Source organism: Nocardioides turkmenicus (assembly GCF_011045035.1).
Classification (GTDB): Bacteria; Actinomycetota; Actinomycetes; order Propionibacteriales; family Nocardioidaceae; genus Nocardioides; species Nocardioides turkmenicus.
In genome coordinates, this window is the sequence record NZ_JAALAA010000002.1 from 56,566 (window position 1) to 71,909 (window position 15,344).

13 protein-coding genes are annotated in these 15,344 nt (G+C 71.0%); 1 reads left to right on the forward strand and 12 read right to left on the reverse strand.

What is annotated here, in order from left to right; all coding sequences use genetic code 11:
• Positions 1-121: 121 nt before the first annotated feature.
• The 10 genes from G5C66_RS02465 to G5C66_RS02510 form a co-directional block, all read right to left on the reverse strand.
• Positions 122-802: a sirohydrochlorin chelatase gene (locus G5C66_RS02465; RefSeq protein ID WP_165109383.1), complete on the reverse strand. Its 681-nt coding sequence runs from the start codon at positions 800-802 to the stop codon at positions 122-124.
• Positions 799-1,953: a uroporphyrinogen-III synthase gene (locus G5C66_RS02470; protein WP_165109384.1), complete on the reverse strand. Its 1,155-nt coding sequence runs from the start codon at positions 1,951-1,953 to the stop codon at positions 799-801. Before G5C66_RS02470 ends, G5C66_RS02465 begins: the two co-directional genes overlap by 4 nt.
• An 89-nt stretch (positions 1,954-2,042) precedes the next feature.
• On the reverse strand, positions 2,043-2,390 hold the full coding sequence (nirD, locus tag G5C66_RS02475; protein WP_165109385.1) for a nitrite reductase small subunit NirD: 348 nt from the start codon (positions 2,388-2,390) through the stop codon (positions 2,043-2,045).
• Positions 2,387-5,014, reverse strand: coding sequence for a nitrite reductase large subunit NirB (gene nirB, locus G5C66_RS02480; protein WP_165109386.1), 2,628 nt, complete (start codon positions 5,012-5,014; stop codon positions 2,387-2,389). Before nirB ends, nirD begins: the two co-directional genes overlap by 4 nt.
• On the reverse strand, positions 5,011-6,468 hold the full coding sequence (locus G5C66_RS02485) for an FAD-dependent oxidoreductase (RefSeq protein ID WP_338144042.1): 1,458 nt from the start codon (positions 6,466-6,468) through the stop codon (positions 5,011-5,013). Before G5C66_RS02485 ends, nirB begins: the two co-directional genes overlap by 4 nt.
• An 80-nt stretch (positions 6,469-6,548) precedes the next feature.
• The gene (locus G5C66_RS02490; protein ID WP_165109387.1) at positions 6,549-8,588 is read right to left on the reverse strand and encodes a molybdopterin-dependent oxidoreductase; all 2,040 of its coding nucleotides are present in this window, start codon (positions 8,586-8,588) and stop codon (positions 6,549-6,551) included.
• Between the two features lie 228 nt (positions 8,589-8,816).
• Entirely contained in the window at positions 8,817-9,554 is a 738-nt protein-coding gene (locus G5C66_RS02495) for an ABC transporter permease (protein WP_165109388.1), read from the reverse strand.
• Positions 9,551-10,264, reverse strand: coding sequence for a heme ABC exporter ATP-binding protein CcmA (gene ccmA / locus G5C66_RS02500; RefSeq protein WP_165109389.1), 714 nt, complete (start codon positions 10,262-10,264; stop codon positions 9,551-9,553). Before ccmA ends, G5C66_RS02495 begins: the two co-directional genes overlap by 4 nt.
• Positions 10,265-10,309: 45 nt before the next feature.
• Positions 10,310-10,906 (reverse strand): TetR/AcrR family transcriptional regulator, encoded by a 597-nt coding sequence (locus G5C66_RS02505; protein ID WP_165109390.1) that lies wholly within the window; start codon positions 10,904-10,906, stop codon positions 10,310-10,312.
• Positions 10,907-10,915: 9 nt separating this feature from the next.
• Positions 10,916-12,106 carry a heparan-alpha-glucosaminide N-acetyltransferase domain-containing protein gene (locus tag G5C66_RS02510; RefSeq protein WP_165109391.1) on the reverse strand — a complete coding sequence of 397 codons (1,191 nt, stop codon included), beginning with the start codon at positions 12,104-12,106 and terminating at the stop codon, positions 10,916-10,918.
• Positions 12,107-12,180: 74 nt separating this feature from the next.
• Between G5C66_RS02510 and G5C66_RS02515 the strand changes: the two genes are divergently transcribed.
• The gene (locus G5C66_RS02515; protein ID WP_165109392.1) at positions 12,181-13,386 is read left to right on the forward strand and encodes an MFS transporter; all 1,206 of its coding nucleotides are present in this window, start codon (positions 12,181-12,183) and stop codon (positions 13,384-13,386) included.
• A 166-nt stretch (positions 13,387-13,552) separates the two neighbouring features.
• Here the strand turns inward: G5C66_RS02515 and G5C66_RS02520 are convergent, their stop codons facing one another.
• Both G5C66_RS02520 and G5C66_RS02525 read right to left on the reverse strand, forming a co-directional pair.
• Positions 13,553-14,323, reverse strand: coding sequence for a sugar phosphate isomerase/epimerase family protein (locus tag G5C66_RS02520; protein ID WP_165109393.1), 771 nt, complete (start codon positions 14,321-14,323; stop codon positions 13,553-13,555).
• 10 nt (positions 14,324-14,333) lie between these two features.
• Positions 14,334-15,290: a Ppx/GppA family phosphatase gene (locus G5C66_RS02525; RefSeq protein ID WP_165109394.1), complete on the reverse strand. Its 957-nt coding sequence runs from the start codon at positions 15,288-15,290 to the stop codon at positions 14,334-14,336.
• Positions 15,291-15,344 lie beyond the last annotated feature (54 nt).

A 15,344-nucleotide genomic window follows, 5' to 3' on the forward strand; every position in this document is an offset into this window, starting at 1 on the left:
GGCCGGCCACGGCCGAGCGTGTCGAGACCAACACAGTCCTGTCGACCGCCGAGGGGACCGTGTTGGTCTCGACACGCCTCCGCCTAGCGGCTCCGGCGGCTCGACCAGCGCGGGACGGCGCCTACCCGACCTGGGCCTGGTCCGAAGAGCCTCGGGCGAGGAGCGCCGAGGCGCGGCGTACGACCAGCTCGACCACGTCGGGATGCGGGCCGATGACGTCGGCGACGGTCTCGGCGCCGGCGGCCTCGGCACGTGCCCGGACCATGTCGGAGAAGAAGCCGGGGGCGAGCAGATAGGGGGAGACGGCGTCGCCGGGGCGTACGACCTCGTCGAGGGCGGGGGCGCCGGAGCCGGAGACGGTGGCGACCCGGACCGGGCCGCCCCAGGCCTCCGCCAGCAGCCGGCCGGCCGCGGCGATGTCGGCGCGAGCCGAGGGGTCGTTGGAGCCGGCAGCGACCAAGACGACAGGATGACCAGGCGAAACACCCGCCGCGACCAATCGGGAGACCTGCGCCGAGGCGAGCAGCGGGTCGGGACCGAGAGCGCGGCCCATCGTCACCGGCATCCCCGCGACGGCCTGCGGCAGGTCGACCTTGATGTGGTAGCCGGTCGAGAGCAGCAGCGGGACCACGACCGAGGGCTGGCGGTCGGCCAGGACATCGGTGAGCAGCGGTTCGCAGAGCTCCACGTACGCGGCCCTCGACTCCATCCCCAGAGCGCGGCCCGCGCGCTTGGCGATGATCGAGGCGACCGCGTTGCCGAGCAGCTGCCGGGTGCCGTGGGCGGCGACGACGAGCCTCATCCGGCCACCGCCAGCCGGTAGCCGCGCTTGACGACGGTCTGGACCGCCTTGGTGCCGAGCGCCGACCGGAGCCGGGCCACGGCCATCTCGACGGCGTGCTCGGAGCCGGCGGTGCCGGAGGGGAGCATGGCGAGCAGCGCCTGCCGGGAGACGACGTTGCCGGGGTTGGCGACGAGAGCCCCCAGGACGGCCAGCGGCGCCGGGGAGAGCTTGACCTCCGCGCCGTCGAGGATGACCGCGTCGTCGTGGAGCAGCAGCTGGTGACCGCCGACCAGCTCGATCATCAGCCCGGAGCGGCGCAGCGGCAGCTCGGTCTCGAGCATCTTGACCATGGCGGCGGTGCGGGAGCGGTCGGGGACCATCGTCGGCACGCCCCACATCTCGAAGGCGGCGGCGGTCACCGGGCCGACACAGGCCGCGACCACGTCTGCCTGGAAGGCCGCCACGACCTCGTCGCGCAGCCCGACCGAGCCGGCCGCCTGCATGAACGCGGCCACGGCGGGAGCGGAGGTGAAGGTGACCGCGTCCAGCTCACCGTCGGCCAGCGCCTCGACCAGCCGGAACATCGGCTCCGGGTCCGAGGCCGACTCGACCCGGTAGACGACCACGTTGATGACCTCGGCGCCCTGCCGGGTCAGCGCGTGCGCGACCATCGACAGCGACTGCCCGTGCTCCTGCACCACGATCCGCTTCCCGGTGAGGTCTCGGCCGCGCAGGTGCTCCAGGACGTCGTCGAACTCCTCCGACTCCGGTGCCCACAGCTCCCGCAGCCCGCGCCGTCGGAGCGCCCCGACCGACTTCGGTCCGCGCGCCAGGATCTCGGAGCCGCCGAGCGTCTCCAACAGCTGGTCGAGCAGTCCCCACTCCTCGGCGGCGTCGAACCACGTACGCGTCCCGATGCCGGTCGTCGCCAGGAACATGTCGATCTTCTGGCCGATGATCTGCTCGGTCACCGCGCGCAGCGCACCGGCGTCGACCCGGTTGGGGTCGACGGAGAGCGCGGGCGCCCAGACCACCTGGGAGCCTCGCCGCTCGAGCAGGTTGATCTGCTCCTCGGCCTTCCGCGCCGCGGTCACGCCGACGCGGAAGCCGCTCAGCGCGCCACTGTCCACATCGGAATCGTAGATCTCCTGCGCATTCTGCACCGCCATGCTTCCACCCTGCGGCGACCGCATTTCACCGGAACGCGGGCTGCTCGATCGTGGGCGCAAACTTTCCCTCACGGCCTCACAGGCACGATCTAGGCCCGTTGGGCCCCGATGCGGACCTCGCCGTCGACGACCTCGACCTCGTAGGTCGGGACCGACACCGACGGGTCGTCGAGGCACAGACCGGTCTCGAGCGCGAACGGCTGCTTGAGCAGCGGCGATGCGACGAACGGCACCTCGCCACGCGTACCGACGATGCCCCGGGCGAGCACCGAGGCGTGACCGTACGGATCGAAGTTGGACAGCGCGAAGACGCGGTCGTCGAGCGTGCGGAAGACGGCCACCGCCTCGCCCCTGACCAGCGCGGCGATGCCGGTCTCGGGGTCGATGTCGTCGAGGCGACAGACGGAGATGTACGTCTGGGTCTGCGTCTGGGTCATCGCGACTCCTCCAGGTTGGGTGCGCCGACAGGGATGGTGGCACCGAGCCCCACCGGTCCGACGACAGCCGGGCCGTCCGCGACGTCCGGCACGATCTGGCCACGGGTGGACCCGAAGGAGATGTTGGGGTCCGGGATCTCGGGGGCGTTGACGAAGGAGACGAACCGGCGCAGCTTCTCCGGGTCCTCGAGCGTCGCCTTCCACTCGTCGAAGTACGTCTCGGTGTGCCGCGCCATCGCGGCCTCGAGCTCCGTGCCCAGACCGAGGACGTCGTCGACCACGACCTCGCGGACCCGGTCCAGACCACCGTCGAGGGAGTCGATCCAGGTCGAGGTGCGCTGGAGGCGGTCGGCGGTGCGTACGTAGTACATCAGGAAGCGGTCGAGGTAGCGGACCAGCTCCTCGGTGGTCAGGTCACCGGCGAGCAGCTGCGCGTGGGCCGGGATGGCGCCACCGTTGCCCCCGACGTACAGGTTCCAGCCCTTCTCGGTGGCGATGACGCCGAAGTCCTTGCCACGGGCCTCCGCGCACTCGCGGGCGCACCCGGAGACTCCGCCCTTGAGCTTGTGCGGTGAGCGCAGCCCGCGGTAGCGGGTCTCCAGCATGATCGCGAGGCCGACGGAGTCCTGGACGCCGTAGCGGCACCAGGTGGAGCCGACGCAGGACTTCACGGTACGCAGCGACTTCCCGTACGCGTGGCCGGACTCGAACCCGGCGTCGACCAGGCGCTTCCAGATCGCGGGCAGGTCCTCCATCCGGGCGCCGAACATGTCGATGCGCTGGCCGCCGGTGATCTTGGTGTAGAGGCCGAACTCCTTGGCCACCTCACCGATCACGATCAGGCCCTCCGGGGTGATCTCGCCGCCGGGGATCCGCGGGACGACGGAGTAGGAGCCGTTCTTCTGCAGGTTGGCCAGGTAGGCGTCGTTGGTGTCCTGGAGCTTGCGGTTCTCCTTGGCGAGGACGTGGCCGTTGAGCTGCGAGGCCAGAATGGAGGCGACCGCCGGCTTGCACAGGTCGCAGCCGCGGCCGGTGCCGTGGGCCTCGATGATCTGGTCGAAGGTCTTGTAGCCGTGGATCAGGACCACGTCGAAGAGCTCGGCACGGGTCATGCTGAAGTGCTCGCACAGGCTCGTGTCGACGGTCTTGCCCTGGGCGGTGAAGTAGTCCTCGACGATCTTCTTCACCTGCACCTTGCAGGAGCCGCAGGTCGAGCCGGCCTTCGTGGTCTTGGTGACCTCCGCGGCGCTCTCGCAGCCGTTGTCGACGGCCGCCTCGATGTCACCGCGGGTGACGTTGTTGCAGGAGCAGATCTGTGCCTCCGGAGGAAGCTGGATCCCTCCCCCACCGCCCGTGGACTGGGGGAGGATCAGCTCCTCCGGGTTCTCCGGAAGCGCCATGCCGGATGCGACCATCGGGCGGAGCAGGCCGTAAGCGGAGGCGTCGCCGACCAGGACGCCGCCGAGCAGGCGGGTGCCGTCCTCGCTGATCACCAGCTTCTTGTAGACGCCGGTGACGGCGTCGGAGTAGGTGAGCTCGAGGCATTCGTCGGTGGTGCCGTGGGCGTCGCCGAAGCTGGCGACGTCGACCCCGAGAAGCTTGAGCTTTGTCGACATATCGGCACCGGTGAAGGTGCCGGCGCCGCCGAGAAGGGCGTCGGCGACGACCTCCGCCATGTCGTAGCCGGGGGCCACCAGGCCGTACATCTTCCCGCCCGGCGCGGCACACTCGCCGATCGCCCACACGTGCGGGTCGGAGGAACGGCACTGCTCGTCGACGAGCACGCCGCCGCGCTCGGCCAGGTCCAGGCCGGCCGCGCGGGCGAGCGCGTCCCGCGGCCGGATGCCGGCCGAGAAGACCACCATGTCGACCGCCAGCGGCTCCTCGACGTCCTTGAACTTCAGTGCGCTGACGTTGCCGTCGAGCACGCCGCTCTCGTCCTCGTCGACGACGGAGATGTCGGCGAGCGCGTCCGGCGAGATCGATTCCGTCATCACCCCGGTGTGGACGGTGAGGCCGAGCTTCTCGATGTGACGCTTGAGGGTGGCGCCGCCGGCGTCGTCGACCTGGACGGCCATCAGTCGCGGCGCGAGCTCGACCACGTGGGTCTCGACGCCGAGCTGGTGCAGCGCGTTGGCGGCCTCCAGACCGAGCAGGCCTCCGCCGATCACCGCGCCGGCCTTCGCGGTCTTCGCGGCCTCGCGGATCGCCTCGAGATCCTCGATCGTGCGGTAGACGAAGACGTTCCCGAGCTCCGCACCCGGCACCGGCGGCACGAACGGGGCCGCTCCGGTGGCGAGCACCAGCTCGTCGTACGCCATCTCCTCGCCGTCGGCGAGCATCACCGTCTGGGCGGCGGCGTCGATCTCGACGACGGTGGTGCCGGTGCGCAGCGTGACCCGAGGGTCCTCGTAGGCGCCGGAGGGAAGGAAGGAGAGCGCCTCGGCGCCGACCTCGAAGAAGCTGGTGAGGGCGACCCGGTCGTACGCCGGACGCGGCTCCTCACCGAAGACCACGATGTCGTGGGTCTCGGTGAGACCGCGCTCGATCGCGGCGGTCACGAAGCGGTGACCGACCATGCCGTGGCCGACGACGACGACCTTCTTGCGGAGGTGAGGGCTCATGACGTAGTTCCTTCCAGACTGAGCTGCGTTGCATCGAGCTGATTGCCGCTGGGCCGCGTGGCCAGGAGCTGACGTACGGTCGGCGCGCAGCCGCCGCAGCCGGTGGTGGCGCGGGTGGTGTCGCGTACGTCCTCGAGGGACCGGCACGCCCGGATCCGTCCGGCGCTGACACCGGCGCAGGCGCACACCTCCGCGTCGTCGGGGAGGTCTGCGATCCCGGAACCCGACGAGGACGGCTCGGGCAGCAGCAGCTGTCCGGCCTCGTGCTCGCCGAGGACGGTCTGCCGGTCGAAGGCCTGGGTGATCAGGCCGACCCGGCTCAGGTCGCCGACGAGGGCGCCGGCGACGATGCGGCCGTCGCGTACGACCAGCTTGCGGTGGGTGCCCTTGATCGGGTTGGCGATCTCGACGACCTCGCCGGTCTCGTTCTCGGGCTCGCCGAGGACGCAGACGTCGAGGTCGGTGGCGCGGAGGCGGGCGACGATCCGGTGTCCCTCGTAGGCCGCCTCGTTGCCGGCCAGGACGTCGGCGAGGACCCCGGCCTGCTCCCAGGCGGGGCTGACGAAGCCGGTGGTGATCGCGTTGTGCTCGGCGCAGTCGCCGATGGCGTACACGTCCGGGTCGTCGACGCTGCGCAGCTGGTCGTCGACGACGACGCCGCGGTTGACGGTGAGCTCGGCTCGTCTGGCGAGATTCGCGCGGGGACGGCCGCCGGCGGTGAGCACCACCAGGTCGGTCTCGAGGGTGTAGCCGTTGTCGAGCCTGAGGCCCTCCTCGGTCAGCCGGGTCGCCCGGGCGCCGAGGTAGACCTGGGTGCCGAGCTTGGCCATCGAACGCTTCAGCACCTTGCCGGCCGAGGCGTCGACCTGGCTGCTGAGCAGATGGTCGCGGCCCTCGACGATCTCGGTCTCGATGCCGCGCACCGCGAGGGCACGGGAGACCTGGAGCCCGAGCAGCCCGCCACCGACGATCACCGCGCTCCGCAGGTGGTCGTGCAGAGTGTCGAGCAGCCGCGCGCAGTCGTCGAGGCTGCGGAACGCCTGCACCCGCGGGTCCATCGAACCGTCCATCCGTACGACGCCGCGGATCGGCGGCAGGGTCGGGATCGCTCCGGTGGCGAGGACGACCTGGTCGTAGGGGACGGTCGTGCGGTCGGCGAGCTCGACGGTCTTGGTGTCCCGGTGGATGTCCACGACGAGGCTGTTCAGGCGGAGGTCGACGCCCCGGTCGGCGTACCACTGCTTCTCGCGGAGCGCGAGCGCCCCGGGGCGGTGGGTTCCCTCGAGCACCGCGGAGAGCAGGATCCGGTTGTACGGCACGTGCTGCTCCTCCGCGAGCACGGTCGTCTGCGGACCGAGGCCGCGCGCGACCAGTCCCTCGACCAGCCGCGCCGCCGCCATGCCACCGCCGATGATGACGATCCTCTTCGGCTGCGCCGCGGGCTCGTGTAACACGTCGTTCGTAGGACTACTCGCCCTATCTGAACGACCGGATAGTCCGTCGAACGACGTGTTACACGTGATCGGCTCGCCGCTCATGCGCTCACCGCCGCGGCGCAGACCTTGAACTCCGGCATCCGGCTGGACGGGTCCAGGGCGTCGTTGGTGAGCTTGTTGGCGCCGACCCAGTGGAACGGCACGAAGACCGTGTCGGGACGGATCGTGGTGACGATCCGGGCGGGCGCCTTCATCTCACCGCGCGGGGTGCGGACGACGACCGGGTCGCCGTCGTGGGCACCGACCCGGTCGGCCAGGAGCGGGTGGAGCTCGACGAAGGCGCCCTCGTCGGGGAGGTCCTTGATCCGCCGGGTCTGGGCACCGGACTGATACTGCGCGAGCACCCGGCCGGTGGTCAGGTGGAGCGGGTAGTCGGCGGTCGGCTGCTCGGCCGGGCCGCGGTGGGCGACGTCGATGAAGCGGGCCCGGCCGTCGGCGTGGAAGAACTCGTCGGCGAACATCCGCGGGGTGCCCTCGCTGCCTTCGGGGCAGGGCCAGAAGACACCGTCCTCGTCACGGATGCGGTCGTAGGTGATGCCGCTGTAGTCGGCCTTGCCGCCCTTCGTGGCCGCTCGGAGCTCGTCGAAGATCTCCGCCGGGTCGGTCGACCAGGTCGAGGCGGCGCCGAGGCGCGTGGCGAGACCGGCGATGATGTCGAGGTCGTTCCTGACGCCGTCGGGAGCGCTGATCGCCTGGTTGCGCAGGATGACCCGGCCCTCGAGGTTGGTCATGGTGCCGGTCTCCTCGGCCCACTGGGTCACCGGCAGCACCACGTCGGCCAGGGCCGCGGTCTCGCTCATCACCATGTCGGCGACCACGAGCAGGTCGAGGTCGGCCAGCCGGGCGGCGATGTGGTTGGCGTTGGGGGCCGAGACGACGATGTTGGAGCCGAAGACGAGCAGGCTCTTTGGACCCTCGGGGGTGCCGAGTGCGTCCAGCAGCTCGTAGGCGGAGCGGCCCTTGCCGGGGATCGTCTCCGGGTCGACACCCCAGACCGCGGCGACGTGGGCTCGGGCCGCGGGGTCGTCGATCATCCGGTAACCGGGGAGCTGGTCGGCTTTCTGGCCGTGCTCGCGGCCACCCTGGCCGTTGCCCTGGCCGGTGAGGCAGCCGTAGCCGGCGTACGCCTTCCCCGGCATGCCGAGCGCCAGCGCGACGTTGAGCCAGGCCAGGACGGTGGCGGTGCCCTGCGCGTGCTGCTCGGCGCCGCGGGCGGTCAGGACCATCACCTTCTCCGCATTCGCCAGCAGAGAGGCGAGCTCGCGCACCTGGCTGGCCTCGACGCCGGTGACCCGCTCGACCATCTCCGGCCACCAGGCAGCCACGGAGCGGCGTACGTCCTCGAAGCCTGTGGTCCGCTCGGCGATGTAGTCCTCGTCGACGGCGCCGGCCGCGTCCAGCAGGTGCAGGACACCGAGCGCGAGCGGCAGGTCGGTGCCGGGGACCGGCTGCAGGAAGAGGTCGGCACGCTCCCCGGTGGGCGTCAGCCGGGGATCGATGACCACCACGCGACCGCCGTTCTCGCGCAGCCGGTCGAGGTGGCGGGCCGCCGGAGGCATCGTCTCGGCGAGGTTGGAGCCGACCAGCACGCAGACGTCGGTCTGCTCGATGTCGGCCAGCGGGAACGGCAGCCCGCGGTCGACGCCGAACGCCTGGTTGCCCGCAGAGGCCGCGGACGACATGCACCAGCGGCCGTTGTAGTCGATCTGGGATGTGCCGAGGGCGACCCGGGCGAACTTCCCGAGCTGGTAGGCCTTCTCGTTGGTCAGCCCGCCGCCACCGAAGACGGCGTTGGCATCGGCGCCGTTCTCGTCCCGCAGGGCGGAGAGCTTCGTGGCGATCAGGTCGAGGGCCTCGTCCCACGTCGCCGCGCTCCACTCCCCCGTCGCCCGGTCGCGCACCATCGGCGTGGTCAGCCGCTCCCGGCTCCCGCGCAGACCGGCTGCCGTCCACCCCTTGCGGCAGAGTGCCCCCTCGTTCACCGGGAACGAGCGTTCACTGACCTCCAGCCGGGGCCCTTTGCGTGAAAGGGTCATCCCGCACTGCAAGCTGCAGTAAGGACAGTGGGTGTCGGTCACGCGTACTCACACCGTTTCGGGTCGGGGACTGGCGACCTCTACCTTCCGGCGTCAACGTTTCGCACCGATCGGCTCTCCGTACCCCTTCCGTCAACTTCCTCTCACCACCTCACAACCCACCCGCCGAGACTGCAGTTCTGGCGGGCGAGACTGCAGTTGTGGACGGCGAAAGTAGAGTCTCGTCGCCCACAACTGCAGACTCGGCCCCCAAAAGTGCGGACTCGGCTGTCAGGGCGTACGTCGCCGCAGCGTCGCCGAGCCGAGCGCGAGCCCGGCCACGACGAACCCGGCCACGACGGCCAGATCCGTCCAGACCTCGCCGGTGTCGGTGGTGGTGACCAGGTGGGTCATCGCGTCGACGGCGTAGGAGAGCGGGAGTACGTCGGAGATGGCCTCCAGGACCCCCGGTAACGAGTCGCGCGGCACCAGGAGCCCGCAGAGCAGGATCTGCGGGACCACGATCGCGGGCATGAACTGCACCGCCTGGAACTCGGTCGCGGCGAAGGCCGAGACGAGCAGGCCGAGCGCGGTGCCGAGTACGGCGTCGACGATCGCGACGACCACGAGCAGACCGACCGAGCCGGTGATCTCCAGCCCGAGCAGACCCACGCTCACCGCGACGGCGACCCCCGACTGGACCGCCGCCAGCAGTCCGAAGGCGAGCGCGTAGCCGAGCAGGAAGTCGCCCTTGCCCAGCGGCATCGCCAGCAGCCGCTCGAGGGTCCCCGACGAGCGTTCGCGCAGCGTGGTCACCGAGGTGACCAGGAACATCACGATGAACGGGAAGATCGCCAGCAGGGCCGGGCCGATCCGGTCGAAGATCGGCGCGGGCGAGTCCTCGTACATCCACCACAGCAACGACATCAGCAGCGTCGGCAGCACCACCAGCATCACCAGGGTGCGGTGGTCGCGCCGCACCTGGGCGAGCACCCGTCCGGCGACGGCTAGGGTTCGTCGCAGACTCATCGCGCAGCCTCCTTCACGAGCGTCAGGAAGGCATGCTCGATGTCCTCGGCGTTGGCCTTCTGCTTGATCTCCGACGGGCTGCCGTCGGCGAGGATCGCGCCCTCGCGCATCAGCAGCAGCCGGTCGCACCGGTCCGCCTCGTCCATCACGTGGCTCGACACGATCACCCCGGCGCCCGCCTCGGCCAAGGTCCGGAAGGTGCCCCAGAGCTGCTCGCGCAGCACCGGGTCGAGCCCGACCGTCGGCTCGTCGAGCACCAGCAGCGAGGGCGAGCCGAGCAGCGCCGCCGCGAGCGAGACCCGGGAGCGCTGGCCGCCGGAGAGGTCGCGTACGACCTGGTCGGCATGGGACGCCAGGTCCACGGTCTCGATCGCCGATGTCACCGAGGACGCGGGCGCGCCGAGCACCTTGGCGAAGAAGCGGAGATTCTCGGTGACGGTCAGGTCGTCGTAGACGCTGCTGGCCTGGGTGACGTAGCCGATCCGGGAGCGCAGCGAGGCGGAGCCCGCAGGCTCACCGTGCACGGTCAAGCTCCCGGTCACCTTCGCCTGGACGCCGACCAGCGCGCGCATCAGCGTGGTCTTGCCGCAGCCCGACGGCCCGAGCAGGCCGGTCAGCTCGCCTGCCCGGATGGAGAAGTCGAGGTCGTGGAGGACCTCGCGCTTCCCGCGTACGACCCGGAGGCCGGACACCTCCACCACGTTATTCATCACATGATGAAATGTGGCACGACGAGGCCCCACGCGCAAGAGGCGCTACGGCAAAGGACCGGTCAGATAGCCCTGGACCACCGGTGCGTACGTCGCCACCAGCGTCTCCACCGGAGCCGAGGCGAGCGGCTCGATCCGGGCGATGTAGCGCAGCGCGACGAGCCCAACCAGCTGCGAGGCCACCAACGTGACCCGCCGCTCCGGTTGGTCGAGCTCGAGCGCCTCGCTCACCGGACCCAGGATCAGCCGGCCGAAGGCGTCCGGCACCAGAGCCTTGCCCTCCGGCTCGAAGGCGCTGCGCATCAACGCCATCAGCGGGAGCCGGGACTCTTCGTCATCCCAGACGCTCAGGAGCAGGCGGATGAGCCGCTCCCCCACACCATCGCGCCCTCCGGCGGCCACCACGGGCACGATCTCCCGCGGGTCGACGCGCAGCTCCAGCGACGCGACGAAGAGGTCCTCCTTGGTCCCGAAGTAGTGGTGCACCAGAGCGGAGTCGACACCGGCGGCGGTCGCGATCCCGCGGACGGAGGTCGCGGCGTACCCCTGCTGCGCGAAGCGCTGCCGAGCCACCGCCAGGATCGCCGCCCGCGTGTCCGGCGAACCGGGCCTGCGCCCTCGCCGCGGTGCCGTCGTGCTCATGGCAGAACGCTAACCCGACGCCACCGACCGCGGGCGCGGCTCCGTCCGGCGCAGCCAGGCAGAGGGGCGACCGACGAGCCATTCCAGCGGCCCCGGGCGGCCCCACGCGGTGACGAGGGCGCCGATCGCCATCACGACGAGCACATGCACGACGTACGTGTCGGGGGTCTCCGGCGGCCAGACCGCCTCGGTCCTCATCACCACGTGCAGCGTGTAGAGGGTGAGGGTCATCGTGCCGGCACCGAACAGCACCGCCATGGCGACCCGCCACCGGGACGGAAGCCGCAGCGCGATCATCTGGCACGCGCCGATCACGAACATCGAGCTGCCGATCGTCTGGGCCAGGTCGAACGGCGTGGACGAGTGCGGCGCGGCGACCAGCAGCCACTGCCAGCCGCCGTCGACCGGTGTCTGTCCGTAGAGGCCGTGGCTCATCGAGACCAGCGCCCCGTCGATGTCCATCCCCGGATAGGCGCGCAGCAGCTCCTCGGCCACCGACGGCAGCCGGGTCAGCCTGCCGGACAGCCACGTGGCCGAGACCGAGATGATGACGCCGCCCGTCCAGAGCATCGTGACCAGGTTGCGGTTGCGCAGGTCGATGCGGCCGATGGCCATTCCGATCAGCAGGTAGGCCAGCCACGGGACGGCCGGGTAGTAGCCGGTGAAGAGGAGCTCGGCGAGCAGCCGGCCGGGCTCGAGCAGCTGGGACGGCTCCGGGCTCTCGAACTGTCGTGGCGGGAGCACCGGCCGGACGACCTGCGACAGCAGCGGTCCCAGGACGACCCAGACCACGCCTAGCAGCCACAGCCAGCGCGCCCGCAGCTCGAGGAACGGGATCGCGAGCAGGAAGAGCACGCCGTAGTAGGTCAGGATGATCGCGATGTTGGTGCCGAGCGAGCCGAGCACCAGCCCGAGCGCGGCGATCAGCACCGCCCGCACGGCCAGGCCGGCCGACCGCGTCGCGAGCACCCGTCCGCGCACCGGCTGCTGACGTCCGGTCATCAGCGCCAGGCTGACCCCGGCCAGCACCGCGAAGAGCGCGGCGGACCGGCCGCCGGCGGCCGCCTGGACCCTGGTCAGCTCGCCGGTGGCGTCGACCGGGTCGAGCACGTGGGTCGCCATCATCCCCAGCAGCGCCAGGCACCGCGCCACGTCGACTCCGACGAGACGCGTCGAGAGGCGGTCAGTGAGCGCGGACATCGCCCCAAGAGTAGAGATATCTCACGCAGGCCGCGGGTTCACCCACCCACATCGCCTGCTTTACCGTGGGAACGATGTCCGTAGATACCGCCTCGACCCGCGAATGGGTCGGGCACGATGCCGGCAGCAGCGGCTACCGGCGGATCCTGGTCGGCCTCTTCGCCGCCGGGATCGCGACCTTCGGGCAGATGTACTCCACCCAGGGCATCCTCCCCACCGTCGCGCACGCGCTCGAGGTCAGCGAGGCCTCGGCCGCGCTGACCGTCTCGACCGCGACCCTCGGGCTCGCGGTCAGCGTGCTCGGCTGGTCGTGGGTCGCCGACCGCATCGGCCGGGCGCCGGCGATGAAGATCGCGCTCTCGATCTCCCTCGTCCTCGGGCTGCTCACCCCGCTCGCCCCCGGCTTCACCACCCTCCTCGTCCTGCGCAGCCTCGAGGGCCTCGCGCTCGGTGGCGTCCCCGCGCTGGCGGTCGCCTACCTCGCCGAGGAGATCCACGTACGCCACGTCAGCCTCGCCGCGGCCATCTACATCTCCGGCACCACGGTCGGCGGCCTCCTCGGCCGGGTCATCACCGGCCCGTTCGCCGACCTCGGCGGCTGGCGGCTCGGTGTCACAGCGGGCGGCGTCCTCTCGGCGATCGCCGCGATCATCGCCATCACCCTGATCCCGCGCGCCCAGGGCTGGGTCCGGCCGACCGGCAGGCCGGCCACTTCCGTACGCGAAGGGGTGCTCGCCAACCTCCGCGACCCGGGCATGCTCGTCCTCTACGGGCAGGCAGCACTGCTGATGGGCGGGTTCGTGGCGACGTACAACTATCTGGGGTTCCGCCTCGAACGCGAGCCCTTCGGCCTGCCGGTGGCGATCTCCAGCCAGATCTTCTTCGCCTACCTCGGCGGCACGGTCTCGTCCTCGGTCGCCGGCCGCCTGGCCACCACCCACGGGCGCCGAAAGGTGATGCTGACCTGCGTCCTCGTCATGGTCGCCGGCGTCGTGATGACCCTCCCCGACAACCTCGCGCTGGTCCTGACCGGCCTCTTCGTCCTCACCACCGGCTTCTTCGGCGCCCACGGCGTCGCGTCGGGCTGGGTCGGCGCCCGTGCCCGGGTCGGGAAGGCCCAGGCCAGCGCCCTCTACAACCTCTTCTACTACGGCGGCTCGAGCCTCTTCGGCTGGCTGCTGGGCTACGCGTACGTCGTCGGCTGGTGGGGCGTCGCCTGCGCCGTCCTCGTCCTCGCCCTGACCTCGCTCGCCTGGTCCTGGCTGGCCGCCCGCGACTGACGATCACCCCGCTGGTCGAGCCTCGCCACCCGCTGGTCGAGCCGCCGGAGCCGCCAGGCGGAGGCGTGTCGAGACCAACACAGGTCCCTTCCCTGCTCGGCACGACCCTGTTGGTCTCGACACGGATTCGTTCGTCCCTCACGAATCCGGCTCGACCAGCAGCCGGTCAGACCTGGAAGTGCTCCCGCGCGAACTCGAGGGACTCGCGGAGGTCGGCGACGCGCTCGGCGCGGGTACGGGCCCGACGGGTGTTGATCTCGAGGACGATCTCGCCGTCGAACCCGGTGGCGGCGAGATGGCGCAGGAACTTGTCGGCGCCCATGTGGCCGCGCCCGGGGACGAGGTGCTCGTCCTTGGCCGAACCGGTGCCGTCGGTGAGGTGGATGTGGCGGAGCCGCGAACCGAGCCGCTCCGCCATCTCGATCACATCGTCCCCGGCGATCGCGGCGTGGGAGAGGTCGATGGTGGTGTTGGCGTACTCCTCGGTCGAGGGGTCCCAGTGGGGCAGGTACATCGGCGTCGAGCGCCGGGCCGCGCGCCACGGGTACATGTTCTCCACCGCGAACTTCAGCCCGGTCGACCGCTCCAGGGTCGCGATCCCCTCGACGAACCCTGCCGCGTACTCGCGCTGCCAGCGGAACGGCGGATGTACGACGACCACCTCCGCCCCGACCTCGGCGGCCATCTCGGCCGACCGCTCGAGCTTCCCCCACGGCTCGAAGCCCCAGACCTGCTGGGTGAACAGCAGGGTCGGCGCATGGATCGCGACGATCGGCAGGCCGTGGTGCTCCGCGAGCTGCTTGACCGCGTGGGTCTGCTGCGAGAGCGCGTCGATGCCCACCATGATCTCCACCCCGTCGTAACCGACCTCAGCGGCGTAGGAGAAGGCGTGGGCGGTCGACTCCGGGTAGGTCGATGAGGTCGACAGCGAGATCAATGCGGGCCTCCTATTCGGACCTGCCGAAGTCGGAGCTGCCGATGAAGGACAGGTGGTCGAGGCGGTCGAGGATCAACCCCTCACGCAGCGCCCACGGACAGATCTCGAAGGACTCCAGGTCGAAGATGTCCAGGCACGCCTCGGCGACCAGCGCACCCGGCACGATCTGATGGGCCCGCGACGCACTGACGCCGGGCAGCTCGGAGAGCTCCTCGAGCGACATCTCCAACAGCTTCGGGATCCAGCGCCGCAGCTCCACCAGCGGCAGCTCGCGGCGCACCCGCAGCCCCTCGCCGCTCGGCGCGGCGCCGCAGATGCGCGCCAGCGAGCGGAACGTCTTCGAGGTCGCCACCGCCATGTCGGGGTGTCCGCCGCGCAGTATCTTGCCCGCGTCCTCGGCGATCGAGGCGCGGATCACCCGGCGCAGCTCCCGCAGCTCCTCCTCGGCCGGCCGGTCACCGAAGTAGGTGCGCGCCAGCCGGCCCGCGCCCAGCGGCAGCGACCAGGCGACGTACGGCTGCTCGTCCAGGCCGGCCGCGATCTCCAGCGAGCCGCCGCCGATGTCGAAGACGGCGAGCCGCCCGGCGGACCACCCGAACCAGCGGCGTACGGCCAGGAACGTCAGCCGCGCCTCGTCGTCGCCGGGCAGGACCTCGATCTCGACCCCGGTCTCGGCATGTACGTGGTCGAGCACCTGCTGCGAGTTGCGGGCGTCGCGCACCGCCGAGGTGGCGAAGGCGAGCGTCTCGGAGACACCCTTCTCCTCCCCGACCCGCACCGACTCGCGGGTGAACTCGGTCAGCGCCTCGATCCCCGCCTCGGTCACGTCGCCCGACTCGTCGAGGTGCTCCGCCAGCCGCAGCGGCTGCTTGAACGAGAACGCCGGAAGCGGGGCCGCCCCGCCGTGGGCGTCGACCACGAGCAGGTGTCCCGTGTTCGATCCGATGTCGAGTACGCCCAGACGCATGGGTCTACGGTAGTCCGTCCGAGCCCACGCGACCCATGTCCGGGTCGACCTCGA